Origin of the sequence: Wolbachia endosymbiont (group A) of Ischnus inquisitorius (assembly GCF_964026985.1) — a bacterium.
Classification (GTDB): domain Bacteria; phylum Pseudomonadota; class Alphaproteobacteria; order Rickettsiales; family Anaplasmataceae; genus Wolbachia; species Wolbachia pipientis.
The window spans coordinates 909207-933647 of record NZ_OZ034715.1; the positions used below are offsets into that span (position 1 = coordinate 909207).

At 34.9% G+C, this 24441-nt stretch carries 29 protein-coding genes and 2 pseudogenes; 10 read left to right on the forward strand and 21 right to left on the reverse strand.

Annotated features, from left to right (window positions below):
• The first annotated feature begins 18 nt into the window (after positions 1-18).
• Positions 19-2022, forward strand: a complete 2004-nt coding sequence (locus tag AAGD90_RS04665; protein WP_341821736.1) for a heme lyase CcmF/NrfE family subunit — start codon at positions 19-21, stop codon at positions 2020-2022.
• A gap of 446 nt (positions 2023-2468) precedes the next feature.
• Here the strand turns inward: AAGD90_RS04665 and AAGD90_RS04670 are convergent.
• The 7 genes from AAGD90_RS04670 to yidC all read right to left on the reverse strand — a co-directional run bounded on the left by AAGD90_RS04670 (position 2469) and on the right by yidC (position 7656).
• Positions 2469-3301 (reverse strand): IS5-like element ISWpi1 family transposase gene (locus AAGD90_RS04670; protein WP_341821644.1). Its coding sequence is split into 2 segments (ribosomal slippage): positions 2469-2932 and positions 2932-3301, totalling 834 coding nucleotides; the frame shifts between segments, so codons are not numbered across the junction.
• A gap of 90 nt (positions 3302-3391) precedes the next feature.
• A protein-coding gene (locus tag AAGD90_RS04675; protein WP_156518142.1) for an IS630 family transposase occupies positions 3392-4251 on the reverse strand; the annotation gives its coding sequence in 2 pieces (ribosomal slippage) (positions 3392-3927 and positions 3927-4251; 861 coding nt in all).
• A 121-nt stretch (positions 4252-4372) separates the two neighbouring features.
• Entirely contained in the window at positions 4373-4573 is a 201-nt protein-coding gene (locus AAGD90_RS04680) for a hypothetical protein (protein WP_010082383.1), read from the reverse strand.
• On the reverse strand, positions 4557-4886 hold the full coding sequence (locus AAGD90_RS04685) for a transposase (protein WP_264329437.1): 330 nt from the start codon (positions 4884-4886) through the stop codon (positions 4557-4559). Before AAGD90_RS04685 ends, AAGD90_RS04680 begins: the two co-directional genes overlap by 17 nt.
• 172 nt (positions 4887-5058) lie before the next feature.
• The gene (gene nusB, locus AAGD90_RS04690; protein WP_007549265.1) at positions 5059-5541 is read right to left on the reverse strand and encodes a transcription antitermination factor NusB; all 483 of its coding nucleotides are present in this window, start codon (positions 5539-5541) and stop codon (positions 5059-5061) included.
• The gene (locus AAGD90_RS04695; protein ID WP_006279647.1) at positions 5541-5969 is read right to left on the reverse strand and encodes a 6,7-dimethyl-8-ribityllumazine synthase; all 429 of its coding nucleotides are present in this window, start codon (positions 5967-5969) and stop codon (positions 5541-5543) included. The genes nusB and AAGD90_RS04695 overlap by 1 nt, the downstream gene beginning before the upstream one ends.
• Positions 5947-7656, reverse strand: coding sequence for a membrane protein insertase YidC (gene yidC / locus AAGD90_RS04700; protein WP_341821738.1), 1710 nt, complete (start codon positions 7654-7656; stop codon positions 5947-5949). Before yidC ends, AAGD90_RS04695 begins: the two co-directional genes overlap by 23 nt.
• Before the next feature lie 134 nt (positions 7657-7790).
• On the opposite strand from yidC, the gene AAGD90_RS04705 reads away from it, so the two are divergent.
• Positions 7791-8306, forward strand: coding sequence for a TIGR02281 family clan AA aspartic protease (locus AAGD90_RS04705; RefSeq protein WP_006279648.1), 516 nt, complete (start codon positions 7791-7793; stop codon positions 8304-8306).
• Between the two features lie 6 nt (positions 8307-8312).
• Here the strand turns inward: AAGD90_RS04705 and secF are convergent, their stop codons facing one another.
• From secF to AAGD90_RS04720, 3 genes are all read right to left on the reverse strand, one after another.
• Positions 8313-9188 (reverse strand): protein translocase subunit SecF, encoded by an 876-nt coding sequence (gene secF, locus AAGD90_RS04710; RefSeq protein WP_010082185.1) that lies wholly within the window; start codon positions 9186-9188, stop codon positions 8313-8315.
• A gap of 200 nt (positions 9189-9388) precedes the next feature.
• Complete coding sequence (locus AAGD90_RS04715; protein WP_341821739.1) at positions 9389-11353, reverse strand: hypothetical protein; 1965 nt, start codon at positions 11351-11353, stop codon at positions 9389-9391.
• A protein-coding gene (locus tag AAGD90_RS04720) for an IS5-like element ISWpi1 family transposase (RefSeq protein ID WP_341821644.1) occupies positions 11350-12182 on the reverse strand; the annotation gives its coding sequence in 2 pieces (ribosomal slippage) (positions 11350-11813 and positions 11813-12182; 834 coding nt in all). Before AAGD90_RS04720 ends, AAGD90_RS04715 begins: the two co-directional genes overlap by 4 nt.
• 446 nt (positions 12183-12628) lie before the next feature.
• Here AAGD90_RS04720 and AAGD90_RS04725 point away from each other — a divergent pair.
• Positions 12629-12817: a hypothetical protein gene (locus AAGD90_RS04725; RefSeq protein WP_341821740.1), complete on the forward strand. Its 189-nt coding sequence runs from the start codon at positions 12629-12631 to the stop codon at positions 12815-12817.
• 59 nt (positions 12818-12876) lie between these two features.
• Here AAGD90_RS04725 and AAGD90_RS04730 read toward each other — a convergent pair whose 3' ends face one another.
• The 5 genes from AAGD90_RS04730 to yihA all read right to left on the reverse strand — a co-directional run bounded on the left by AAGD90_RS04730 (position 12877) and on the right by yihA (position 15979).
• Positions 12877-13530 (reverse strand): hypothetical protein, encoded by a 654-nt coding sequence (locus AAGD90_RS04730; RefSeq protein ID WP_182282568.1) that lies wholly within the window; start codon positions 13528-13530, stop codon positions 12877-12879.
• A gap of 63 nt (positions 13531-13593) precedes the next feature.
• Positions 13594-14055: a dUTP diphosphatase gene (gene dut / locus AAGD90_RS04735; RefSeq protein WP_006279458.1), complete on the reverse strand. Its 462-nt coding sequence runs from the start codon at positions 14053-14055 to the stop codon at positions 13594-13596.
• Positions 14056-14230: 175 nt separating this feature from the next.
• Complete coding sequence (locus tag AAGD90_RS04740; RefSeq protein ID WP_341821742.1) at positions 14231-14326, reverse strand: WPE palindromic element domain-containing protein; 96 nt, start codon at positions 14324-14326, stop codon at positions 14231-14233.
• A 143-nt stretch (positions 14327-14469) separates the two neighbouring features.
• Positions 14470-15381, reverse strand: a complete 912-nt coding sequence (argB, locus tag AAGD90_RS04745; protein ID WP_341821743.1) for an acetylglutamate kinase — start codon at positions 15379-15381, stop codon at positions 14470-14472.
• Between the two features lie 4 nt (positions 15382-15385).
• Positions 15386-15979: a ribosome biogenesis GTP-binding protein YihA/YsxC gene (gene yihA, locus AAGD90_RS04750; RefSeq protein ID WP_010962460.1), complete on the reverse strand. Its 594-nt coding sequence runs from the start codon at positions 15977-15979 to the stop codon at positions 15386-15388.
• 98 nt (positions 15980-16077) lie between these two features.
• On the opposite strand from yihA, the gene prfA reads away from it, so the two are divergent.
• Positions 16078-17157, forward strand: a complete 1080-nt coding sequence (gene prfA, locus AAGD90_RS04755) for a peptide chain release factor 1 (RefSeq protein WP_007548640.1) — start codon at positions 16078-16080, stop codon at positions 17155-17157.
• 27 nt (positions 17158-17184) lie between these two features.
• Here the strand turns inward: prfA and AAGD90_RS04760 are convergent.
• From AAGD90_RS04760 to AAGD90_RS04770, 3 genes and pseudogenes are all read right to left on the reverse strand, one after another.
• Positions 17185-17865, reverse strand: a pseudogene (locus tag AAGD90_RS04760) (MFS transporter); the annotation flags it as partial.
• Between the two features lie 24 nt (positions 17866-17889).
• A protein-coding gene (locus AAGD90_RS04765) for an IS630 family transposase (protein WP_156518142.1) occupies positions 17890-18749 on the reverse strand; the annotation gives its coding sequence in 2 pieces (ribosomal slippage) (positions 17890-18425 and positions 18425-18749; 861 coding nt in all).
• Positions 18750-18812: 63 nt separating this feature from the next.
• Positions 18813-19301, reverse strand: a pseudogene (locus AAGD90_RS04770) (MFS transporter); the annotation flags it as partial.
• A 463-nt stretch (positions 19302-19764) separates the two neighbouring features.
• Here AAGD90_RS04770 and AAGD90_RS04775 point away from each other — a divergent pair.
• The 6 genes from AAGD90_RS04775 (at position 19765) to AAGD90_RS07240 (ending at position 21801) form a co-directional block, all read left to right on the forward strand.
• Positions 19765-20694, forward strand: coding sequence for an AEC family transporter (locus tag AAGD90_RS04775; protein WP_006279391.1), 930 nt, complete (start codon positions 19765-19767; stop codon positions 20692-20694).
• A 209-nt stretch (positions 20695-20903) separates the two neighbouring features.
• Positions 20904-21038 carry an IS3 family transposase gene (locus tag AAGD90_RS04780; RefSeq protein WP_007548354.1) on the forward strand — a complete coding sequence of 45 codons (135 nt, stop codon included), beginning with the start codon at positions 20904-20906 and terminating at the stop codon, positions 21036-21038.
• Positions 21038-21169 carry a hypothetical protein gene (locus AAGD90_RS04785; protein ID WP_255322265.1) on the forward strand — a complete coding sequence of 44 codons (132 nt, stop codon included), beginning with the start codon at positions 21038-21040 and terminating at the stop codon, positions 21167-21169. The genes AAGD90_RS04780 and AAGD90_RS04785 overlap by 1 nt, the downstream gene beginning before the upstream one ends.
• Positions 21170-21228: 59 nt before the next feature.
• Positions 21229-21375 carry an IS3 family transposase gene (locus tag AAGD90_RS04790; RefSeq protein ID WP_080717648.1) on the forward strand — a complete coding sequence of 49 codons (147 nt, stop codon included), beginning with the start codon at positions 21229-21231 and terminating at the stop codon, positions 21373-21375.
• Between the two features lie 16 nt (positions 21376-21391).
• The gene (locus AAGD90_RS04795) at positions 21392-21544 is read left to right on the forward strand and encodes a transposase (protein WP_022626429.1); all 153 of its coding nucleotides are present in this window, start codon (positions 21392-21394) and stop codon (positions 21542-21544) included.
• A gap of 86 nt (positions 21545-21630) precedes the next feature.
• A complete protein-coding gene (locus AAGD90_RS07240) occupies positions 21631-21801 on the forward strand; it encodes a DDE-type integrase/transposase/recombinase (RefSeq protein ID WP_080717647.1) in 171 nt (56 codons plus the stop codon).
• A 176-nt stretch (positions 21802-21977) separates the two neighbouring features.
• Here AAGD90_RS07240 and AAGD90_RS04800 read toward each other — a convergent pair whose 3' ends face one another.
• The 3 genes from AAGD90_RS04800 to atpD form a co-directional block, all read right to left on the reverse strand.
• Positions 21978-22157: an ankyrin repeat domain-containing protein gene (locus AAGD90_RS04800; protein ID WP_223823054.1), complete on the reverse strand. Its 180-nt coding sequence runs from the start codon at positions 22155-22157 to the stop codon at positions 21978-21980.
• Between the two features lie 426 nt (positions 22158-22583).
• Positions 22584-22928, reverse strand: coding sequence for a F0F1 ATP synthase subunit epsilon (locus AAGD90_RS04805; RefSeq protein WP_006279902.1), 345 nt, complete (start codon positions 22926-22928; stop codon positions 22584-22586).
• Positions 22929-22940: 12 nt separating this feature from the next.
• Positions 22941-24368: a F0F1 ATP synthase subunit beta gene (gene atpD / locus AAGD90_RS04810; RefSeq protein WP_341822186.1), complete on the reverse strand. Its 1428-nt coding sequence runs from the start codon at positions 24366-24368 to the stop codon at positions 22941-22943.
• Positions 24369-24441: the final 73 nt, after the last annotated feature.

Below are 24441 nucleotides of genomic sequence, written 5' to 3' on the forward strand. Positions count from 1 at the left end.
TTTTGTGTATCAGCGTCAATGGCTATTTTGATCTACTGCCACATTACAAATGATTTTTCACTTGAAAACGTATACTACCACTCACACACAACAAAACCTTTGATCTACAAGATTTGTGGTGTTTGGGGAAACAAAGAAGGGTCCATGTTGCTTTGGACCTTAGTGCTTGTCATGTATTTATTACTAATGGATATTTATATACCTTCTGTCATCCCAGTTTCCCCCTCTGTCATCCCAGTCTCTTCTTCTGTCATCCCAGTGCCCAGACACTGGGATCCAGACAATTTAATTGCAAATGAGTACATCAAATGGCAGTGTAATAAAAACTGGATTCCAGTGTCAAGCACTGGAATGACACCAGAACGAACTAATGGTAGTAAATTAAAAAAAATATCTCTTATCACTCATGGGCTGATTTGCTTTTGTTTTTTGCTGTTCACTTTAATTGAATCCAGCCCCTTCACTAAAATGCCAGGCATTGAAACAGATGGATTGGGTTTTAATCCGATATTGCAGGATATAGGCCTTGCTATTCATCCACCGATATTATATTGGGGGTACCTTGGATTTAGCGTTCCTTTTTCGCTCTCTATAGCTGGATTAATTTTAAATACTGAAGGAAATGTTTGGGCTAAAATTGTCAGGCCTTGGGTACTTATTTCTTGGTCGCTGCTCACTTTGGGCATCAGCTTGGGTAGCTGGTGGGCATATCGCGAACTTGGGTGGGGTGGATTTTGGTTTTGGGATCCAGTGGAAAACGTTTCTTTGATGCCGTGGCTAATTGCAGTAGCGCTGACACATTTGTTGCTCGTGGTACGGAATTTCAATGTTTTAAGGAACTTTGCTATTTTACTTACGCTTACAACTTTTATATTGAGTGTGACTGGAACATTTCTAGTCCGCTCAGGAATACTTACCTCAGTGCACACGTTTGCAGATGACCCAAGATATGGACTATATATATTAGCTCTACTTGGTGTAATTACAGTCAGTAGCTTAGTAATATTTGTAGTATTTACGAGAAAAAATCACACGCCTGCGATGTCATTCCAATGCTTGACACTGGAATCCAGAAAGAAACTTGCTACTCAAGTGACAGAGGGTAGAAGATTCTTTTCACGCTTTACGATGATACTGATGAACAATTTATTATTCATCACTGCCTTTTTCATCGTGTTCGTTGGCACTTTATACCCTACAGTGCTTGAGTATTTAACCGGTGAATTAATTTCAGTTGGAGCACCATATTACAATTCTTTATTTAACTCTATTGCACTAGCTATTCTAGTGCTCACCATGATCGGGCAATACTGCAGTTGGCAGGGAAATAGTCTATTGCCAATATTCCGTGAATATAGATTTTCATTCTGCAGTGCTGCAGCTATTTTGCCGTTTATCTTTCACATGGAGCTAATAATTGTGCTATCAATTACTATCTCCATAGCATTATTAATCTTTGTTTTAGAAGCATACAGTAAAAGAATTCGTTTATTTAAGGTAGCATTTGGTGAATCAATTTTATTAGCAAGAAGAGTTTCTAAGTCCTACTATGCAATGATGCTTGCTCATGCTGGAGTGGCAATTCTAGTGCTTGGTATAGCTTATTCAGTTGGTTGGCAGGAGAAAAAAGAAAATTACTTAAAAATAGGGGATAGCATAACAGTCAATAAATTTAAAGTTACTTTACGCAATATTGAGCTAATAAAAGAAAAAAATTTCCATGCAGTGAGGGGTACAATGGATATCAGGAATTTGCTGAATAATAAGATATTAGGTGAAGTAACTCCTGAATATAGATTTTACCTTGCGGAAGGTCAGAAAAATGTTGAAAGCAGTATCTACCACAATTTGCTTTCTGATATTTATGTTGTAATTGGAGAGATTGATAAGAGTAAGAGCAAAATCGCAGCCAAAGTGCACTATAAACCTGGAATGTCTATAATCTGGCTTGGATCCTTTCTTATCGCTTTTGGTTCGCTCCTTGCTGCTTTTCCTTTTAGTGGACGAGCAAGGATTGTCTAGCTGTCGTGGATTTTATTAACAACGCTCCTAGGTCCAGAGTGCAACGTATGAGAAATTACCGAGCTATAGATACTGATTTGCAAAGGTTAGAACCAAAGAAAGTTATATTTTTTTATTGACAGACCTATATATTACGATATTCACTAAGGGATTAGTGAGTAATGGTTATACAATATGAATGGTGGGGTATCAGGCAAGGAAAAAGTTATACGCACTCCTTTCGATTTTAGGAGCCTTACAGCGATTGGCGTCAAATTTTTAAACGTCCTAATCAACAGTATAACCCTTCCAACTATGATTCGTCGAGCGAAATAAATGAACACGATATAGAAACTCAAAAGATTGAAGAGGGTGATGGCCATGATTCAGGTATTAGTTCCGATGATGAGGATGACCGGACAACTTATACAGCAGTACAATTAGAGGTTGTCCGGAAACTAGTAAATTCAAGCATATTCCCTCTTTAACATAACCCTACTCATAGCTAGGTATATGAAATTCTCAGTGGATGTTGTGAGTAAATCATACTCCTTCGATAGCCTTCTATTCCTATTAACCCAAGCAAAAGTCCTTTCTACAACCCATCTTCTTGGCTGTACTTTAAACCCTTGTTCTCTTGTTGGTAGTAGCTCAGGTGGCGTATCTTTGTGCACCCAAAATCTACATGGAGGCCTTTTAACAATTTCAATATCTATGTCATATTCTTCCTTTATGTGATTCTTTAAATTTCTTCCTTGGTATCCCATGTCAGCCCACATTTTTTTAACTTTAGTATATTTTGTTCTCATATTGTTTAATGCTATTTTAATACCATCTCTATCATTTTCGTTAGCAGCGCCTACGTAACAACCTAGTATAAAACCCTGAGTGTCTGTAATTATATGCCTTTTTCTACCCTTTACTTTTTTACTTCCATCATAGCCTTTGATCCCCCCTTTTCTGTAGTCTTTACAGATTGACTATCTACTATACAGGCACTCGGCTGCTCATTCCTTCCTATTTTTCTTCTACTATATTTTGTAATTTCATAATTCATTTTCTCAAAAATTCCCTGCTTCTTCCATTGCCTGAACTGCTCATACACAGTCTTCCATAGCGGAAAATCATTTGGTAAATACCGCCATTGACACCCTGTACGCAATACATAGAAAATTGCTTCTAATATTTCTTTTTTGCTATACTTTTGCGGCCTTCCTCCTTTCTTGTATGATACTCTGAAGTGTTTTTCTATTCTTGCCCATTCCCTTTCGCTTAGATCTGTTGGATACTTTTTTCTCATCTTTACCCCGTACTAAAATTTCAGATATTATAGCCTTTTACTTGTTTCCGGACAACCTCTTATAGCATTTCTCATAATAGTCCGAATAGGTCATAGGAAGGCAGAATCAACAGCACGACGAAAGGATTCGAATAGAGGAATGTTTTTCCTGGCTCTGTTTTTTATAGCAAACCAATGATGCTCAATTTTGTTAAAATCTGGAGAATAAGGCGGCAGATACAAAATTTCTGCACCGACTCCTTTAGCGAGCTTGATAAGCTTATCAGACTTATGAAAAGTAGCATTATCAAGAATGACAGTTTGTCCAGGTTCTAAGATCGGTGCCAAAAATTGCTCAAACCATCCATTAAAAATATCCATATTACAGTGGCCTTCAAATGTTAATGGAGCAACTATCTTTCTTCTACTTAAGGCTGCAACCATGCTGATTCGTTGAGTTTTTTTTCCAGATTTTAGGGCATAAAATCGCTGTCCTTTCTGGCAATACCCATATGGATAGTCCTCCGTGTTATCAATCCCAGACTCATCTATATACACTAAGTTTTCTGGTTCTTTTGTTGCTATAATTTTTAAGAATTCAGCACGTTTTTCTTCGTTCCTTTCCTTGTATCCATATGTCTTTTTTTGCGCGTAAATCCAATTTTTCTGAGAGCTCGGTGGATCGTTTGGATACTAACGTTGCCCCAAAGTTTAGCCATTTCCGACAGAGTTTTTCTACCGTGTTTTTTAGCAAATTCGATAAACTTATTCCAGTCGATAATTTTCTGATTGTAACCTCCATTACCGAGTTTTTTTGACTGAAAGTCGCCTGTTTCTTTTTTTCTTTGCTGCCACTCCCACAAAGTAGTTCGTCCAATTTTAAATCTTGCTGCCACTGCTTCTCTGCTTTCCCCTTCGTCTAGTGCTTCCATTGCTTTTTTTCTTAAATCATAACTATATGCTGCCGGCATCCAACCTCCTTATCGCCATCTATCCTTAATCTTATCATATCCGGACTTCTGTGGAAAGAGCTATACTTTTATGACATACTGAAAATCGACTTCTTTTAGCAAATCACAAGCTCCATAGTGATCAGCCGTTACTGTATTTTACAGCTATGGCTTTTTTGCTGTTTGTATTCAACATTACATGCAATTTTCTTGTCTGTTCATAGCTGCGATACTTTCTATCTTCGCTATTTTCTTTGCTATGACCAGGAGTGTTGTTGTATATACTAATTCCTGTACTGTCTATAGCAATTTCGATATCTTCCATATTATTTTCTGCAATCATTGATCTTAATATTGAGTTTCTTAAACCTTCTTGATGATTGTGAATAGCTGATAACTTGCAAATTTTTCCCAATTTGCTCAAGGTATCCTGCTATAAACCCAACTGTTTGCCTCAGGCCTATTCTAAATAAACAAGTTATTATGTGCACCAAAATTACAATTTTATCGCTATAAATATTGTTGCCACCTGGTATTTTTGGACCATTCTCGTACCACTTTTCTATGGCTTCGTTGATATAATGAAAAATATTTCCTCTTTTTTCTAGAAATTTGTTATATTCGCTATGGTTACTGACCCTCATTTTTTGTGGCATATTTTTTCTTTCAAGGTTAAATGGCTATTTTATAATGAATTTTGTCAGTAGCCACCAGATTTTTTCAGTTGCTATGCAACAAAGCCATTCCAGTGTCAAGCACTGGGATCTGGTAGACAATGTTCATACAGCAGCTACTCGGATGACACCTTGTGCTTGCTGGCTATAATTGCTAAGGATTTTTATTTAATTTAACTGCATCTTTTGCCTTATCCAATAACCCATTAATAAAACCAATTTCGCTTGGTTTATCAAGTAAATCAGATGCAATGTTAGTATATTCATTAATGACAACTGGAACTGGCGTATCACAATTAGCTAACTCACATATTGCAACACGCAGAATAGATAAGCTTATAAGATTTAACCGTGAAAGGGACCAACTTGGGTGTAAATAAGACTCTATTATTTTATCATATTCTTCACTGCTTTTTATAACCTTATATAACAAGTTTTCTAAGAACTGATGTTCAAATTCTTCACATTCAAATATATCTTTCAACTTATTTATGTAGTCCTTAAGCTCACAATTTTCCAGTTTAAAAGTGCTTTTGTTGTAACCTACGAAAATATTTGAATAAGCAATTTGTACAGCAAGAAATCTTGCCGTGCTTCTTTTTATGCGCCACTTTTTATCTACTGGTTTTTCCTCCATTATTTTAATTTATTGTGTAAATCTATCATACGCAAAACAGTTGAGGCTGCATGGCCACCAACGTTCTTTTTGTTTTTATCAGCTCTAACTAGTGCTTTATCTTTGCTGTCAGCGGTAATTACACCCATACCAAGGGGTATTGCATAATGCATAACAACCTCATTTAAGCCTTCAATTACTCCTTTACAAACATATTGATAATGATCGGTTTCACCGCGAATTACGCACCCAAGAGCTAAATAACCATCATAATTAGTATGCCCACTCTTGACTGCAAAAAGAATTGTAGCTGGTATCTCAAATGTACCAGGAACCTCAACTACATCGTAACTGGCATTACTGCCTTTTAATTTATCAATTGCACCTTCAAGCAAAAGGTTCGCTATTTCAGTATAATAAATCGAATTAACTATTAGTATTCTCGACATTTACTACCACTTTTTTTGTTAAAAACAACTTTATTAATGACTGTTGAATTAGAGTTATAATATTACTAAATATCCAATATATTACCAGGCCGGCAGGAAAAGAAGAAAAAATAAAGACAGAAATGTAAGGTAAAAACTTCATAACATTTACTTGAATATCATCTTTACTGGTTTGATCTTTCTCACTTAGCTTCTGCTGAATTATCATGGTGGCACCGAAAATTATAGGTAAAATGCCTATAGAAATAGGAAAGTTATAATTAAACAACCCAAATAATGTAAAGATGTTCGTTGGGTCAGGAGCTGAAAGATCCTTAATCCATAAAAAAAAAGGAGCATGCCTCATCTCTATAGTAACAAATAATACTTTATATAGAGCAAAAAATACCGGTATTTGTATTAGCATGGGAAAAATGCTCGACATTGGATTTACGTTGTTTCTCTTAAACAATGCAATTGTCTCTTTATGCTGCTTTAAGCTGTCATTTTTATACAACTCTTTTATACGAGTTAATTCAGGCTGCAGGCTTTTTACCTTAAACATCGAAATATATGATCTATTAAATAAGGAAAGCATCAAAAGTTTGATTACTAAAGTCAGCAATAATATTGCTAAGCCAAAATTTTTTAAAACGAAGTTAAAATATTCAAGCAGTAAAAACACTGGTTTAGTTATAAAGTAAAGAACACCAAAATCTACAGCTTTATCAAACAGGGGTATATTGAGAGTGTCCTTATAAGAATCCAGTAAATTCAACTTTTTTGCTCCAGCAAAAAAATAATTCACATTAGAAACGCTTGCACCAGGAAGTATGCTCTTGTAAGGTTTGACAAAATCTACTTGGAATTTATCAGTATTATTAACGTTTGTGTGTTTAATGCTTACATTTATTTTATCAGATTTTTCAGGTATGATGGCTGTGAGCCAGTATTTATCAGCAAAACCAAACCAATTTTTTTCACTCGTGCTTGCTTTTATTAAATGTTTTTTGGAAATATCCTTATATGTCCACTCCTCTAGTTTATTATCAAATGCACCCAGTACTCCTTCATGGGATATCCAATAAGATTCGTTGATACTGTCACGTTTACGGTTAATTTTACCATAAGGAACCAAAACTACATTATCCTTTGTATTATTTTCAACAACTTGCTCAACTTTAAACATGTAATTATCGTCGAGGTTAATTTTCATTCTAAATAAAATGCCATTCTCATTGTCCCAAGATAAATTGACCTCTTTTTGATTAAGTTTATCTGCTCGCCAGACTGCTTTAGAATCTGGAACTTTAATCTTGTTACTCGGATCGAGCCACCCAAATTCTGCAAAATATACATCTTTTGATTCTGCAGGTGACAGTAACACCACTTGTGGAGAAGAAGAACTCGGTTCTAAGTGGTAATTAGTTAAAATTAAGTCATCAAACCTTGCACCTTTCAGAGAAATTGATCCTTTAATCATGTTATTGGTTAAACTAACCCTCTGTTCTCGAGTAGAATTAATAATTTCAGAACGATTTTGGTATATTATAGGAGCAAGGTCGTTAAAAGATTCGATATGTTCAATATTTTCAATCAATGGCTGGTTTTGGTTTGTACTAAAAAAATTATCATAAATAATACGCCAAGACACCATGATTAACATGGAAAGGATAGCTGCCAAAATTAAACTTTTTGCTTCTGACATGAAATTAAATCAAACATATCTTCTTAAAGTGTATACTAAATATTGTACTAAAACAATGAAATTTACTTATTTTTAATAATAACTTTTAACGCTGATCTTTAAAATTTATTTTAATAGCTTCAAATTTTAACAATATGAACGCGGTGAAAAATCTAGTCATTTGGTTGCTAATAATAGCCACTACTGCAATGCTTATTGATTCACAAAGGGACAAACTAAGCGACAGATTTCTCAGTACTTTTTTACCATATAAAGGAAGAATTCAAAATAGCGGTCAGAATAGTGGAAGTATTGAATTTACGAAGTCATATGATGGACACTTTTATATTCAGGCTCAAGTCAATGATCGCAATATAACGTTTTTGCTTGATACTGGAGCAACCGATATTGTTCTATCACAAAAAGACGCATTACATGTTGGTATTAACTTACAAAATGTTCAGGATTTTAAAATATATGAAACTGCGAAAGGTCAAATAAAAGCTGGAGTGGTTCAAATACCTCAAGTTAAAATAGGAAATTTTTTGATTAATGATGTACAGGCAAGCGTTAACACTCATTCTATGTCTCATTCACTACTTGGAATGAGCTTTTTAAGGTATTTTCATTTCACTATAAGAGATAATAAGTTGATATTATACCGCGACTAAACACTTCTACAATCTACTTATCAAAGCTCTGTAGGTCAATATAGGAGCAGAAATAAATATTGCAGAACAAGTGCCAATCAAAATACCAAAAAAAATGATCAAGCTGAAGTCTCTCACTGCATCTGTGCAGATTAATACCAAAGGAAGAGCAGCAAGAAGGGTTGTACCAGAAGTTAATATAGTGCGAAATAATGTAGCGTTGATACTTGCATCTACTACCTCACTCATCCGCCCACTTTTACCACTCCTGCGATACTCTCGAATCCGATCATATATAATTACTGAGTTATTGATTGAATAACCAATGACAGTAAGGAGAGCTGCAACTGATGAAATATTAAACTCAATGCCAGTTAGGCTAATAAAACCAACAGTTAAAATCACGTCATGAATCAGTGCTGTTATTCCACTGAATCCACATTGCCAATTAAATCTAAACCAAACGTAAAAAAATATTCCAACAATCGCGATCAACATGGATAACATTCCTTCAAATATTTGTGTTGAGCTTATTTGTGGGCCAACATAGTCTATTTTACGATAGCTTATTGAGCTCCCCAGCTTTTCTTCTAGTATGCTTTTTATCTTTTTGATTTTATCTTCATCTCCTTCATCTTTAAAACGCATGACTAAATTATCACCCGCTTTTGAACTCTGCACTGTAAAACCATTTTCTTTTAATGCATCGAGAATAGAGTGATTCTCATCTGAAGATTTTATCTCTATCAAAATTCCGCCTGCAAAGTCTATGCCTAAGTTCACTCCACGCAGCACAACAGTGAATATTGAAAAGATGATAAGAATAATGCTAATTAATGCAGTCAAATCCCTATATTTACTAAACTTGATATCGAGGTTGTCTGGAATGAGTCTAAGTGCCATGCTATTTACTTAAACTTGAATTTTATATACTTTTCAAAAAATTCACTAGTTTATTCTGTGATTGTTTGATTATGTCAATTTTTCCATCAGTTAATTCTTGTCTGTCAATTAAGTTCTATCTAGCTTGCATACTACCATCTTGAAGTACATTACAAAAGCGAAATACTGCCAATTTGGCCCATCATTTTATCTCTGCAAGCTTATCCCCCCCTTGCTATGTTAGCAACGCAACCTAAGCTAGGTTCCTTCATAGCAGTGTTAGGTACACTGCCATATCTTTCAAAACTTTCATGCTCTATAGCTTCCTCAACACTTTTTCCTCCTAAAAGACAGTTTTCCCCTAAACTTTTTCCCCTATTTTTTAACTCATTAAGCCTTGCTCTGTTTTCCCCATCAATCTCCACTTTTATTTTATTGCTGCCTTTCTCACTAGGACTTAGATAAATACTTATCTCTCCTACCTCAGTAGTAAAAGACATTTCAATACCACCTTTTGAGACATCCATGTAATTTCTTTTTCCCCCTATTTCTTCTACATTTTCAACTCTTACTATACTTTCTCCAATTTTGAGTATGCCAACTCTTAAATTTAAGTCTTTGGCTTTTTCATTGTTTAGGATTTCTGCAACTTCAACAATACTATCTTGCGAGTACTCTATACAAAAATATCTATTATCCTTGTCTACTCCTAATACATTTTGAGTCTGCTTGCTTTTGTTTACAATACTTTCATATGCTAAACCTTTTAGCTTGCTTTCAATTTCCTTACATTTCTCAGAAAGACCATCATCAAATCCATTACAAGTAACTATCTGCTCAAACTCATTCCCATCGAAAAAATTATGGCGTTTTACTTTCCCACCTTCTAACAATAAATTACTAACAATGCTTTTGATAATGTCCTCTTCGGACACTTCATTTTTTTTGTTACAGTTTTGATCTTTACTTTCTTTATTACAGTTTTGACCTTTACTTTCTTTGTTACAGTTTTTATCTTTACTTTGATAGGGAAAGTTATCAAATACAAAAGTGTTACTTCTGTTACTTATATGACTACCACTAGTAAGATCTTTTATTTCTTCAAATACTGTATTTGTTACAGTTTTGTTACAACAACTACATTTTAAATTTAACATTACTTCTTTTTCTAAGTATTTAGCTACTATGCACTTAATACTTTCTGGAGTATTTTTTATATCTTTTTGTTCATTTTGTTCTGTTATACCTCTCACCTCCCCACAGCATTTATCAATCAGATCCTGTTTACTTTGAGTTAACGACATTTTTAGTTTCATAAAAAGTGAGTCTTTTAGAAAAGGATTATCATCTTCTAGGTCCCGATCATTTTCTGAATCCAAATCATCTGTTAACTCCATTGAATCAAGATTACCTGAACTATAGTACGAACCCTTTTTTGAGTCCGAACTATCTTCTGAGTTCCCATCACTATCTGACCAATTGTCAACTTTCGGAAATTCTGAGCTTTTCTGTTCACCTTCAAAAGTCTGATTACTACCACCAGCGCCCTTTGTCAAATTTTCTTTATTTTCACAAGAACCACCTAAAGAATAGCCTTGACCCTCTTCTTGATCTGAAGCACTTAATTTACTATAAGTTGCTTGACTATAACCATTGAAGTTATAACCTAAACCATTACTACCATGCTGTAAAGGATCGCTTTCAAAAGTTTGTGGATTATCACTTTCACCTAACAAACCACCATTTGTTGGATTACATACATTTTCTGTATATTTTTGATTATTTTGTGCTTCTATTTTCCTCTTCTTGTACAACGGTTCAAACTGATCAATTTCAATCGATCGTACTCGTTTCCTTGAAGGAAAGTCCTCTGGAATCTGATCCTCATCGTCAGAATTGTGACCTGAATCACAAATTACATGATCATTGCAGGTAGAATTATGCTCTTGACTAATCAAGGAAAGCTGAATTAGATTGCTAAAAACAATATTATCTAGCTGTACTGAATCAGTACTTTCAAAAATTTGTGGATTATTACTCACGTCTGGCAAATCACCTGATAAACCAGTCTGATGATTATTTTCACCTACCCAACCATCAGTTGGTGTTGGAATGCATATTCCTGTATATCTTTGGCTATCAAGAGAATCATTAGTTAGAGGTTGTCGGGAAACTAGTAAATTCAAGCATATTCCCTCTTTAACATAACCCTACTCATAGCTAGGTATATGAAATTCTCAGTGGATGTTGTGAGTAAATCATACTCCTTCGATAGCCTTCTATTCCTATTAACCCAAGCAAAAGTCCTTTCTACAACCCATCTTCTTGGCTGTACTTTAAACCCTTGTTCTCTTGTTGGTAGTAGCTCAGGTGGCGTATCTTTGTGCACCCAAAATCTACATGGAGGCCTTTTAACAATTTCAATATCTATGTCATATTCTTCCTTTATGTGATTCTTTAAATTTCTTCCTTGGTATCCCATGTCAGCCCACATTTTTTTAACTTTAGTATATTTTGTTCTCATATTGTTTAATGCTATTTTAATACCATCTCTATCATTTTCGTTAGCAGCGCCTACGTAACAACCTAGTATAAAACCCTGAGTGTCTGTAATTATATGCCTTTTTCTACCCTTTACTTTTTTACTTCCATCATAGCCTTTGATCCCCCCTTTTCTGTAGTCTTTACAGATTGACTATCTACTATACAGGCACTCGGCTGCTCATTCCTTCCTATTTTTCTTCTACTATATTTTGTAATTTCATAATTCATTTTCTCAAAAATTCCCTGCTTCTTCCATTGCCTGAACTGCTCATACACAGTCTTCCATAGCGGAAAATCATTTGGTAAATACCGCCATTGACACCCTGTACGCAATACATAGAAAATTGCTTCTAATATTTCTTTTTTGCTATACTTTTGCGGCCTTCCTCCTTTCTTGTATGATACTCTGAAGTGTTTTTCTATTCTTGCCCATTCCCTTTCGCTTAGATCTGTTGGATACTTTTTTCTCATCTTTACCACGTACTAAAATTTCAGATATTATAGCCTTTTACTTGTTTCCGGACAACCTCTTATAGCCTTTCTTATAATAGTCCGAATGCGATAAGATATGTGTTTATGGCTATAGCAGGCCAGTAGCATATTACGGTCTGTTCGGATTATTGTAAAAAGAGCTATAGTTTTAGGAATAAATCTGAGATAAATCGAGAAAAAGAACTAAATGCTATTTGCTTAATAAATTCACTGATATTGGTATGGCTAAATTTGAGATAGTTACATGAATTTACCATAAATCACCATCTCATAAAGTGTGATGCAACAAAGCCATCCCAGTGTCAGCTACTTGGATGACAAGAAAGGGAGCACTGGAATGACATTATCTGTTGTGCAATTTACCTTCAAAAATGAATGTTTGTACAGTTATAGCTCTTTTTACAATAATCCGAACAGACCGTAATATGCTACTGGCCTGCTATAGCCATAAACACATATCTTATCGCATTCGGACTATTATAAGAAAGGCTATATGTGTCAAGCACTGGGATGACAAGAAAGGGAACACTGGAATTTTTGTTTCAGCATTAGCCATGCATCTAAACAGATACGTTGCCTTGAGAATCGCAACATCCATGCAGTTATGCGCGTAACACTAAAAATCAAAAAAAACAAAGAGGCAGACTTAATCTACCTCTTTTATTTCACTTGGCTATACTGTCTGTTGTTGAGAAGCAACTTGTTCAACAATAAGTGAGCCTAAATAAGTGTTAACCCCTTTAGCACCATCTTTGTCTAAACCTAATGTTTTATTCCACTTTGTTTCATTTACTGCCTCGAACTTACCTTCATCGTTTTTCTCTTTTAGTGAACCTATCTCGAAGAGTAAAGTATTGCCTAGCGTATTGGTAAGCTGATTAATATCAACAATAATACGGTAGTTCTTGCCTTCTAAGCTGAAGGCTATATAATGTTTACCCTTTTCTACCTTACCTTCTTCATCTTTAACTTGGTTATTCCTTGCCATTTCCTTAAATGTGTCTTTTGTTACTAGCAATGCTGTTTCTTTACCGTTTTTTCTATCGTTATTAACAACAATCTTCGGAGCTCTCAACTCAGATATTTCATTGTTTTTGCTGATAGCGTACATTGCTGAACTAACCAGTGCAACAGCAACAATTGCTAATATACCGATTCCAAGTGGTGTAGCTGCAAAAGCTGCAAGTGGAGCAAGCGTGCAAGTTGAAGACACCCAATATGGTGCTGAAAGTGCTACTGCTGCGCCTATGACATACAAAGAAGTAAGTGCAACAAGTGCAGTATTTGTTTTGTGGAATTGACCACAGTGATTTTTGAAAGTTAGCATAAACGACCTCAAATATTAATATGCTTAAATAAAAAAACTGTCATAGTCAAGCTTTTTCGTAAGCTACCTGCCGCTTGAGCCAAAGCCCCCTGCATTGCGACCGGTTTCTTCTGCGCAGAATTCTTCTCTGTCATCCCAAATTACCTGAGATACAGGAGAAATAAGGATTTGTGCGATTCTATCTCCTCTTTTTATTTCGTATGGCTGATTACTTAGATTAATTAGACAAATTTTAACTTCACCTCGATAATCAGAGTCTATAGTGCCCGGAGAATTTAAGACAGTGATTCCATGTTTTGCAGCAAGACCAGAACGTGGGCGGATTTGCCCCTCAAAACCGTTTGGTATTGCAATCACAATTCCAGTTGGAACAAGTAATCTTTCAAGTGGATTTAAAACAGCAGAATCATTCAATGCAGCATAAAGATCCATGCCAGCACTCTGCGTAGTTGCATAACATGGAAGAGACAAGTCTTCTCCGTGTGATAATCTTTTTATTTCTACTTTAATTTTACTTCTTTGCACTCCAATTTACCATCTATGAAGACTCAATTATAGCATGTAAATTGTATCTGCAAAAGTGATAAATGTAAATGATGTCATTCCAGCGCGTGACGCTAGGCCATAAAATTCCTTGACAAGTTCAGTGCTCCTTTTTTTGTCATCCCAGTGCCTCTATGATGTCATTCCAGTCTCGAATCTAGTCCTTATTATGCAGCCACTTGGTTGAAATTAAGTCTTCTGGATCCCAGTGTCTGGGCACTGGGATGACATCATAAGGGCGCTGGGATGACACCCTGACAACCGTCATCCCGCTACTTGTTAGCGGGATCTAGAGATACCGCGAATGAATCGCGGTATGACGTAGATTGTTGTCATTCCAGTGTCAGCTACTTGAATGACACCCTCTTGGTATTCGTGTAGTTGCAAGCAGTATAGCTATAAATCACTCACAATCGATATGCTTGAATTACTCTCAGTAAATAAATCAAGCATAATGTTAGGTATTCTACCATCAACTATGTGAACAACTCCAGCACATTCCTCCGCCATTTTAACGTATGCCATAAGCCTTTCAATAAATTTTTCCCCTTTAATTTTCCCACAATCAATCGATGCATTTAAATTTTTAACAGATATCTTCCTGCCACCAATTTTATCTATTTCTTCATCTGTGTCACTCAAGATTATCATTTTAGATGCAGAAACTGCGATTGCGATTGCGCTTGCAGTGCTATCGGCATCAATATGATATGTTTCCCCATCTTTTCCATGACCAATTGGTGCAATAACTGGTATAAAATCTGATTCTTCAATAAAAAATAATATATCAGGATTGATTTCAGTGGGTCTACCGATGAACCCCATGTCTAATATCTTTTCGATATTATTTGATCTATCTTCTCTAAGCGTAGCGGTTATTTTTTCGGCTTTAATTAAGTTACCATCTTTTCCACATAATCCAATAGCTGAACCACCAGCAGAATTTATATGCTGAACAATTTTTTTATTAACTGAGCCACACAGTGCCATTTCAATGATTTTCATAGTGTCTCTGTCTGTAAGTCTGATACCATTCACAAATTTACTGTCCATACCCAGCACTTTTAACACCGAGTTAATTTCATATTCTCCGTCATGAATTATTACCGGATTTATACCAAGCTGCTTCAACAAGACAACATTATGCACAAAAGTATTAAATAGTGTTTCATCTAAGATTATTGTACCACCGCATTTAATGACAAAAGTCTCGCCTACAAAGCTAGGTATGTTAGATAGCACTTCAAGTAATATTTCTGCTTTTTGTTCAAATGATACCTCACCCTTTAAAAATTCACTACTCTTCATTTTTTTATCTTGTAAACTTGAAAAACTCATCTCTTACCTTGGTTATTTTATGCTTAACACGGATGCTCATTTGATGAATTGACACATTCTCATTATTAATCCATTTTTGAATATCTTCTATAACAGCACCTAAGCTTTTTTGACTTACTTTATCTATTTTTGTTAGCACAATGTTAAAGTTAATGTTATTATATATTAACCAATAAATGAAGTCTTTGTCTATTTCTTTTAATCCTACCTTGCTATCTATCAACACAAACACTCTTCTTAGATTTTCTCTTTGAATTAGATAATACTCAATTAAGTTTAAATATTGTATAATTTCCTCCTTGCCTGCATGAGAGTAGCCATACCCTGGTAGATCAACAAGTCTGAACTTATCATCGTACATAGAGTAAAAATTTATTTGTCTAGTGCATCCAGGTTTAGAGGAAACTCTGGCAGCTTTTTTGCTGTTTATCAGTAAGTTGATCAGACTGGATTTTCCTACATTTGATCTACCAGCAAACGCAATCTCTGGAGCCGACTCATTTGGTAATGATTTTATATCCGAAGCTCCAAATATGAAATTGCAGTTTGATGTTATCTGTTTTGCCATTATATTCAACTAGAAGGTAGTAGGTATATTATAGTGTTATTGCTTGATATAAGAAATTTTTTATTTCAGTATATATTACTTAGCTAGATCTGTGCTATATGGATATGGAAAATAATTTACAAGACTTAAAGAAAAAATTTAATGATATAGAGAGGAATTTGGAAAATCCTACCAATTTAAGTCAAAAAGAATTCATTACCCTTTCAAAGGAATACTCTGAGCTCAGGCCAATAATCAAGATAATTGATGAATATAACACGCTGAAAGAGGAAATTTCAGACTTAGAAGAAATAATGAAAGATGAAAACAGCGAAGGTGATATAAAAGAGTTAGCAAAAGAAGAATTTTTCGAAAAGCACAAGGTATTATTACCAAAAATAAAAGCAAAATTAAAGTTAGCATTATTGCCCAAAGATGAAGATGACTCAAGAAATGCAATATTAGAAATTAGAGCAGGTACAGGCGGAGAAGAAGCAGCATTATTTGCAGCAATGTTATTTCGTATGTATCAAAAATATGCAGAAAGAAGAAATTGGAAGTTCGAGCCAATAAGCATTTCTAATACAGGTATAGGTGGATATAAGGAAGCTTCTGCACTCATTAATGGAACAGAAGTTTTTGCAAGGTTGAAATTTGAATCAGGAGTGCACAGAGTACAGAGAGTGCCAGAAACTGAATCTTCAGGAAGGTTGCATACCTCTGCCGCTACTGTTGCGATATTACCTGAAGTAGAAGAAGTTGACTTTAAAATAGAAGAAAAAGACTTACGAATAGATGTTTATAGATCCAGTGGTCCTGGAGGGCAATCAGTGAATACAACTGACAGCGCAGTAAGGGTCACCCACTTGCCAACAGGGATAGTTGTGATACAGCAAGATGAAAAATCGCAGCATAAAAATAAAGCTAAAGCGCTCAAAGTATTGAGGGCAAGGCTATACGAAATTGAAAGACAAAAAAAAGAAATGGAAAGGTCAACAATGAGGAAAAGTCAGATTGGCTCTGGTGATCGTTCCGAGCGCATAAGAACATATAATTTCCCACAATCAAGAATAACAGACCACAGAATTAATCTAACTTCACATCGGCTAGAGCAGATTATAAAAGAAGGCGAACTAGATGAATTTATTGAGGCATTAATCTCACGTAATGAAGCAGAAAGATTGGCAGGGGAAAGTTAGCAGCCTACAATGGAATATCTTTATTAATTACATAGGATCTTTTAAACGCAATAGATAGACAGTAAAAACAAGTTCTAGTACTATCGCGGATAAAACAAGAACAGCTACACTAATTGTTTGACCATTGTAAATGTAGCTTGTTAAGCCGATAAAAATAGCCATGATAAAAGCTCTAATGAACGAGACTGCAGAAGAAGCTGTGCCTTTAATTTCAGGGAAAACATTTATTGATGCATTAAAAATCACTGGCTGGAAAATTGCACAACCGATAGAAAAAATAATCATAGACAGTGTTACTAAGTAGAAAGAGTGGGGTACAATTATACTGAATATTACAAGCAATAGAGACCCAATAGCACCCACGCTCGTACCAGAAATTACACACTTTATTGCTCCAAGTTTCTGCAAGATTTTGCCAGCAAATAGGCTGATGAGTGAGAAGCACCCAACTATTGCACCTTGATGTAGTGCATAAATAGTGCTAGATAAACCAAAAGTCTTCATATACAGAAAAGGTCCACAAGTAATGAATGACATATACGCAGCAGAAAAGAGGCTTGACATCAAAGACAACGTAACAAACCTCGGATTAGATAGTAGTTTTCTGTAATCTTTCATCGTTTTTTTCAAACTGAAAATATCGCGGTTCTTTTTTGTTTCTGGTAACGCTAAAAGCAGCAAAACCCAAGAGATCAAACAAAGTATAGCATTTCTCATAATAGTCCGAATAGGTCATAGGAAGGCAGAATCAACAGCACGACGAAAGGATTCGAATAGAGGAATGTTTTTCCTGGCTCTGTTTTTTATAGCAAACCAATGATGCTCAATTTTGTTAAAATCTGGAGAATAAGGCGGCAGATACAAAATTTCTGCACCGACTCCTTTAGCGAGCTTGATAAGCTTATCAGACTTATGAAAAGTAGCATTATCAAGAATGACAGTTTGTCCAGGTTCTAAGATCGGTGCCAAAAATTGCTCAAACCATCCATTAAAAATATCCATATTACAGTGGCCTTCAAATGTTAATGGAGCAACTATCTTTCTTCTACTTAAGGCTGCAACCATGCTGATTCGTTGAGTTTTTTTTCCAGATTTTAGGGCATAAAATCGCTGTCCTTTCTGGCAATACCCATATGGATAGTCCTCCGTGTTATCAATCCCAGACTCATCTATATACACTAAGTTTTCTGGTTCTTTTGTTGCTATAATTTTTAAGAATTCAGCACGTTTTTCTTCGTTCCTTTCCTTGTATCCATATGTCTTTTTTTGCGCGTAAATCCAATTTTTCTGAGAGCTCGGTGGATCGTTTGGATACTAACGTTGCCCCAAAGTTTAGCCATTTCCGACAGAGTTTTTCTACCGTGTTTTTTAGCAAATTCGATAAACTTATTCCAGTCGATAATTTTCTGATTGTAACCTCCATTACCGAGTTTTTTTGACTGAAAGTCGCCTGTTTCTTTTTTTCTTTGCTGCCACTCCCACAAAGTAGTTCGTCCAATTTTAAATCTTGCTGCCACTGCTTCTCTGCTTTCCCCTTCGTCTAGTGCTTCCATTGCTTTTTTTCTTAAATCATAACTATATGCTGCCGGCATCCAACCTCCTTATCGCCATCTATCCTTAATCTTATCATATCCGGACTTCTGTGGAAAGAGCTATATTGCAACAGTTGCATAATTACCACGCCATCCTACAATTTCATTGATGAAACTGCCTAACACTGGCGCAATTGCCATGACAACTGTAAGAACAGAATTCATGATTCCAATAAATTTCACCGCTTCGTCGCCTTTGTAGCTGTCTGCAACGATTGCAAACACAACTACAGATGTGCTAACACCAATGCCCTGAACAAAGCGAGAGATTAAAAGCCAAAAAATCGACGGTGCAAAAACACAACCAACAGCGCCGATTAATAACAAAGTGTTACCTATGATCATAATTCTCCTTCTGCCATAGCATTCAGACAATGGACCAAAAAACAACCCTCCTATGCAAAAGCCTAGGAAATTATAAGCAATAGTTAATTGAATTATGCCTTCCGGTACGTTAAAATAGTGCACCATATCAGGAAAACTAGGTACGGAAATGTCAATTTCAATGAACTTGGCAATGAGAGACAGGATTAACAGAAATGGTAGTAACATTTGAGATTTTTAATTAATGAATAAAAATATCACATTTAAAGCGTTGAAAGAAAACATTTTTTACTGTTATTAAAATGGTTAGAAACACCTCATGTGAAGGAATGGTGGATAAATTGGACACTAGGGTTAATTAAAGAAAAATATGACAACTATGTTAAAGCTCTTACTCTCTGTCCTAACTTTACTTATTTCCTCTTACTTTTTCAACAGTCCGTCTAAATTACTACAAGCAGTTTAATTTTTAGTAAATATGTCATTATTCAAAAATATGCAAGAAGCTTTACAGAAACTTAACATAATTTTATCATACAAATGTCATTCTTAAGTCCTATGTAAAAACAAATTTTGGCACTAATTTAATTAACTATGAGCTCGATAAATTGGAAAATAAATTTTGTTTACTTTTACAACACCTTAAGATCTAATGTCACTTTATCAATCAAAAATATTACAATAGGCTAGTATGTTCCTTACTCTTTTTCTCAAAATATTACCTATTTATATTACAATATTTATTGGTTACTTAGCAGGAAAATATCTTAAAATTGATAGAAACACTATATCTCAAATACTTTTTTATATAGCTAATCCAATAGTGATTTTATATGGAGTCTCTCATACAGAAGTTAACTTAAAAGTAATTTCTCTGCCGATTTTGATATGGTTTATAGGTAGCACTATGTCCTTATCAGTGTATTATCTTTCTTCTTTTTTATTTAAGGATAACACAAGAAACATATTAGCATTTAGCTCGGGCAGCACAAGTATGGGTTATTTTGGCCTGCCGATTGCCATGGCTTTATTTGATGAAGATTCAGTATCTGTATATGTTGTTTGTTATATAGGAATGGCGCTATTTGAAAACAGCTTAGGATTTTACATAGCTGCAAATGGTATTTATACCGCAAAAGAATGCATATTAAAGTTGTTCAAACTTCCTTCGCTTTATGCGATGGTTCTGGGCTTCTTTTTAAGTATATACGATATACAAATACCTACTTTTTTAACAGATGTTATGATGAATATTAGAAGTACATTTGTCACATTAGGAATGGTGCTACTTGGAGTGAGCATTGCGAATATTGCAAGCTTTAAAATAGATTGGAAGCTTGCTTTGATCACTATTACAGCAAAGTACGTATTCTGGCCACTGTTTGTTTTAGGAATTGTCCTTTTAGACAAGCATGTTATAGGTATATACGATGAGAGCATATATAAAGCACTGATGTTGCTGGCTATTATTCCAGTTTCTGGGTCCAGTATAATACTTGCTAATATTTTGAATTATCAACCAGATAAAGCTACTCTGTTGCTTCTAATCAGTACTGCAGTGGGACTGTTTTATGTTCCACTAATAATATCATTATTTTTTACTAAACTTGTTCCTTTTTGATCAAAAAATTAAGCGCTTGCACAACCATTATTTGGGTAACAACACAAGACATTGATAAAACTTGAATTTATAGCTAAAGCAACTTCTACAATTTGGTAACCCGTCATCCCGCTACTAGTTAGCGCCGCGGCGGTAAATTGACCTTACCCAGAAAAAGTAGAGAGAAAGTTAAGACGTTTTTGGAGTAAAATAAAACGTTTTTTCAAAATATGACAAATAGAAGAGAATATACAGCAGAATTCAAATTAGAAGCTGTTAAGCTGGTTAAAGAAACAGGTCAAGCAAGTACAAAAATAGCAAAAGATCTAGGTATAGATGGCAGTATGTTAAGTAAGAAAATATGATGGAAAAATGTCTGGAGCATACGCATTTCCAGGCAAAGGCTCCTTATGACAAAGAAAGATTTGATCTAAAAAAAGAGCTAATAAGAGAAAGAGACATCTTAAAAAAAGCCCTGGGCAAAGAAAAAGAGTAAAGTATTCTTTTATATAGAAATTGCTATAAAACACAGGAACTATGTAGGGTTTTGTACTGGTGGTATGGGTTGCTAAGGAAAAAAGCAGTAAAGAATTAGCAAAAGAAGGGCTTCTAGCAGATATTCAAAAAATACATCAAGCTTCTAAATGCAGATATGGAGCCCCTAAAATTCACGCTGAATTAAAAGCTTTAGGCAAAAATTAAAACAGTACAAAGTGTTATGCAAGAAAATGGCATTAAAGCCAAGTTTAGACGAAGGTTCAAAAATAAAAAACAGCAAATAAGCAACCGAGTTGTGGCTCCGAACACATTGGATCAAAATTTTACTACTGATCAGCCAAATAAAGTTTGGGATTACCTACATAAAAACTAAAGAAGGTTGTTGGCGGCAATAATTGACCTATATTCACGCATGGTGGTTAATGAGTAACATGATAATTAGTTATAGATTCTTTATTGATGGCCGTTGATAAACGCAAACCCGATAAAAATCTGCTGTTACATAGCGATCAAGGATCACAGTATACCTCTCAAAATTACCAATTTCTATTGAATACAAAAAACATCATTTCCAGCATGAGCCATAAGGGCTGTTGTTACGATAACTCTGTTGCAGAAAAGTTCACTTAAAAGGGAGCTGCTTATTGATACTTCTCGCTCAACAAACCAGAACTACCATATTTGAATACATAGAAATCTTTTATAACAAATAACGTAGACATTCTACTATTAACTATTGCATTCCTGCACAATTTATTCTCATGATAAAAACGTCTTAACTTTCTCTCTACTTTTTCTGGGTAAGGTCAATTTGGGTCTGCACCATTTTTGAGTAATAGTTTTACTTCTTGTGCATTACCATCTTCTACAGCTAGGAATAATTGTTCTTCCTGTGTTTTTACGCGTGTTTCCACATTAGATATAAAAAATAACAATACTAAACATGCAATACCAATAATGCTAATATATTTTATAACTTTTCTCATAAGATATTTTACAATGCTTCTAATAATATTAGATATCATCTATAAAATTAAAAAATCCATGAAAGGGGATGAAAATATGTAAAAAAGTATTATTGATTAATTAAAAACAGATTTTGATTTGATAATACTAATAAAATCGATTTATCTTAAATTTACGTTGATTTTTACCTGTTATTTTTTGTAGTTTATCCAACGTAAATTCCAGGTAAAACAAAGTCGTTATCTCCAACCGTTACAACCAACTCTCCTTCTTTAATTTTTATTTGATTAGGTGTATGGTCCCATACCATCACACTCTGGGATCATACACCTAAAGTACTCCGACACTGGGATGACACCCAGGGGTTTCTGGGATGACAAAAAAGAGCCCCCTGAGCAAAAATCTTATAGCCACTTGAATGATAATTGACTTTTTGCCTAAAATAACTAAGAAAGAAACTTCTCATCAAGATAACTTAAATATATACTAATTCTCTTATTTTTAAACGATTTCTCATCATGAATTGCACGATCAAAAACCTGAATTTGACTTGTTATAATGCTACAATTATTATTTGCAACTTCTAATACGCCACTATCAATTACAACCTTCTTTTCTGTTTGGTTACTCATTTTAACAGTAATCATACCAGGCAATAAATAAATTAAGTAAGGAGCATGGTGAGCTAAAATCATAAGCTCCCCTTCGAGCCCAGTTACTGAAAGAGAAACCACTCCACTGAATGAAATTTGATCATCAGGAGAGAAAAATTGCACTTTAAAAGTATTCATAATCTTTAACTTTTATTTAGCTTCAGCTTGTATTAATTCAGCCTTTTTTATTGCTTCATCTATATTCCCCACCATATAAAAAGCAGCCTCTGGTAAGTGATCATATTTGCCTTCAACAATCCCTTTAAAACTGGAAACAGTATCAGAAAGTGAAACAAATTTACCAGGCATGCCAGTAAATATTTCTGCAACGTGAAAAGGTTGAGAAAGAAATTTCTGAATCTTACGAGCCCTATCAACAATAATTTTATCTTCATCAGATAGCTCATCCATACCAAGTATTGCGATAATATCTTGCAGTGATTTATAAGTTTGCAATATACGTTTCACCTCAGAAGCTACATTATAATGTTCTTCACCAATGATTTCAGCAGATAAAGACTGAGAAGTTGAATCAAGTGGATCAACAGCAGGGTATATTCCCATTTCAGCTATTTGCCTTGACAACACTGTGGTTGCATCAAGGTGAGAGAATGTAGTTGCTGGGGCTGGATCAGTCAAATCGTCCGCAGGAACATATATAGCTTGCACAGAAGTAATAGAGCCAGAAGTTGTTGAAGCTATTCTTTCTTGCATTGAACCCATATCAGTTGCAAGGGTTGGCTGATAACCAACAGCTGACGGTATTCTTCCAAGTAAAGCAGAAATTTCAGAACCAGCTTGTGTAAATCTAAAGATATTATCCACAAAAAATAGAACATCTTGGTTTTCACGGTCACGAAAATACTCTGCCATAGTAAGCGCTGTTAAAGCAACTCTAGCCCTTGCTCCAGGAGGCTCATTCATCTGACCATAAACCAAAACAGCTTGAGATTTTTCATGCTCATTTATATTTATTACATTTGAAGTGATCATCTCGTGATAAAGATCGTTACCTTCACGCGTTCTCTCCCCTACCCCGGCAAACACAGAAAATCCTTTATGAGCTTTTGCTATATTATTAATTAATTCCATTATTAGGACTGTTTTACCAACACCGGCTCCACCAAATAAGCCAATTTTTCCTCCTTTAAGATAAGGTGCAAGAAGATCTATAACTTTTATTCCCGTAACTAAAACTTCTTCCTGTATTCTCTGTTCAGTAAAACTTGGAGGTGCTCTGTGTATAGGCTCTAAGTTATACTTTCCCTTCAGTGGACCACACTCATCTATAAGCTCTCCAACAACATTAAAAATCCTTCCTAAAGTTGAACGCCCAATTGGCACCGATATTGGTGCACCTGTATCAACAAATTCATCCCCCCTTGACATGCCATCTGTGCTATCCATAGCAATACAACGAACTATATTGTCACCTATATGCTGCGAAACTTCTAAAACCAGCTCCTTATCCTTATATTTTAGTTTGCTTTTTAAAGCATTAAATATTTTAGGCAATTCACCTTCAAATTTTATATCAACAACTGCTTGAGTTACCTTAATCGCTCTACCTATATTCATCTCTTTATTTTTATCACCTAACACTATAATTCCATAAAAGAACTTCTAAAGAAAATAAATTTTATATTATTAA

Bases quoted from the DNA above. Each gene is read 5' to 3' on its own strand.
- AAGD90_RS04780 (WP_007548354.1), top strand. From the start codon at position 20,904: ATGACAAATAGAAGAGAATATACAGCAGAATTCAAATTAGAAGCTGTT.
- atpD (WP_341822186.1), bottom strand. From the start codon at position 24,368: ATGAATATAGGTAGAGCGATTAAGGTAACTCAAGCAGTTGTTGATATA.
- yidC (WP_341821738.1), bottom strand. From the start codon at position 7,656: ATGTCAGAAGCAAAAAGTTTAATTTTGGCAGCTATCCTTTCCATGTTA.
- prfA (WP_007548640.1), top strand. From the start codon at position 16,078: ATGGATATGGAAAATAATTTACAAGACTTAAAGAAAAAATTTAATGAT.
- AAGD90_RS04730 (WP_182282568.1), bottom strand. From the start codon at position 13,530: ATGCTAACTTTCAAAAATCACTGTGGTCAATTCCACAAAACAAATACT.
- AAGD90_RS04725 (WP_341821740.1), top strand. From the start codon at position 12,629: ATGCTACTGGCCTGCTATAGCCATAAACACATATCTTATCGCATTCGG.
- AAGD90_RS04680 (WP_010082383.1), bottom strand. From the start codon at position 4,573: ATGATTGCAGAAAATAATATGGAAGATATCGAAATTGCTATAGACAGT.
- AAGD90_RS04805 (WP_006279902.1), bottom strand. From the start codon at position 22,928: ATGAATACTTTTAAAGTGCAATTTTTCTCTCCTGATGATCAAATTTCA.
- yihA (WP_010962460.1), bottom strand. From the start codon at position 15,979: ATGGCAAAACAGATAACATCAAACTGCAATTTCATATTTGGAGCTTCG.
- nusB (WP_007549265.1), bottom strand. From the start codon at position 5,541: ATGGAGGAAAAACCAGTAGATAAAAAGTGGCGCATAAAAAGAAGCACG.
- AAGD90_RS04685 (WP_264329437.1), bottom strand. From the start codon at position 4,886: ATGCCACAAAAAATGAGGGTCAGTAACCATAGCGAATATAACAAATTT.
- AAGD90_RS04665 (WP_341821736.1), top strand. From the start codon at position 19: ATGGCTATTTTGATCTACTGCCACATTACAAATGATTTTTCACTTGAA.
- AAGD90_RS04785 (WP_255322265.1), top strand. From the start codon at position 21,038: ATGGAAAAATGTCTGGAGCATACGCATTTCCAGGCAAAGGCTCCTTAT.
- AAGD90_RS04800 (WP_223823054.1), bottom strand. From the start codon at position 22,157: ATGAGAAAAGTTATAAAATATATTAGCATTATTGGTATTGCATGTTTA.
- secF (WP_010082185.1), bottom strand. From the start codon at position 9,188: ATGGCACTTAGACTCATTCCAGACAACCTCGATATCAAGTTTAGTAAA.
- AAGD90_RS04705 (WP_006279648.1), top strand. From the start codon at position 7,791: ATGAACGCGGTGAAAAATCTAGTCATTTGGTTGCTAATAATAGCCACT.
- argB (WP_341821743.1), bottom strand. From the start codon at position 15,381: ATGAAGAGTAGTGAATTTTTAAAGGGTGAGGTATCATTTGAACAAAAA.
- AAGD90_RS04795 (WP_022626429.1), top strand. From the start codon at position 21,392: ATGCAAGAAAATGGCATTAAAGCCAAGTTTAGACGAAGGTTCAAAAAT.
- AAGD90_RS04775 (WP_006279391.1), top strand. From the start codon at position 19,765: ATGTTCCTTACTCTTTTTCTCAAAATATTACCTATTTATATTACAATA.
- AAGD90_RS04695 (WP_006279647.1), bottom strand. From the start codon at position 5,969: ATGTCGAGAATACTAATAGTTAATTCGATTTATTATACTGAAATAGCG.
- AAGD90_RS07240 (WP_080717647.1), top strand. From the start codon at position 21,631: ATGGCCGTTGATAAACGCAAACCCGATAAAAATCTGCTGTTACATAGC.